This window comes from Brachyspira catarrhinii, assembly GCF_005518285.1.
GTDB classification, from domain to species: Bacteria; Spirochaetota; Brachyspiria; order Brachyspirales; family Brachyspiraceae; genus Brachyspira; species Brachyspira catarrhinii.
This window is the reverse complement of sequence record NZ_SJDU01000692.1, coordinates 1-677: the sequence shown is the minus strand read 5'-3', so window position 1 is coordinate 677 and position 677 is coordinate 1. Positions and strand designations below refer to the sequence as shown.

Annotated in this window: 1 protein-coding gene; it reads left to right on the top strand. The window is 23.0% G+C overall.

Translation table 11 applies throughout. From position 1 onward, the window contains the following. Positions 1-417 (top strand): hypothetical protein (locus tag EZH24_RS14415; protein ID WP_236847271.1); only part of this gene is annotated, 417 nt, incomplete at its 5' end. Positions 418-677 lie beyond the last annotated feature (260 nt).

Sequence of the window (677 nt, the reverse complement as noted above, 5' to 3'; positions counted from 1 at the left end):
TCAATCGTTTATAATTATTTCAAATTTATAGACGAAACAAATTTAGATAATATTGTGCCTGTAAAGTTTATAGGATTAGACACTGAAAATTCATGCATATACATTAATTCTATTAAAGATAAAAGCAAATCTTCCAATTTGAGTTTAGACGCTTTTTTTGGAGATGTAAATAATGAAAAGAATTTAACAGATGTTATTGATAACATAAAAAAGATACTATTTAAAGAAAAAATATTAGACGAAATATACGATAAATCTGGCGAGTATAAAATTAATAAAGACAAATATAAAGCCGATACGGACGATATTATAGAAAAAATTGATTACGATATGACCATTCCCCCTCATTATGAAGCGTTTATTATCAAACATTTCATAAAATATGTTATGGATAAATATAAACAAGCGATTTCATAATTTGTAAGCAGTAAAGTAAAACCGCTAGATTAATCGATTTGAGATTTTGAAAGCGGTTTTATAATTGAAAAATAGTGCAAAATTATAAATTAATTAACGCTTTTAGTAAGCAATTTATTTATATTTTGACAAATAATAATTTTTTGTTATAATATAATTATGAAAAAAATTAAAAAGAAAGTTAAAAAGTTAAATGATTATTTTATCCGATACTTTTTCGGACTTAAAGGAGACGAAGATTTATTATTGAGTTTTATCAA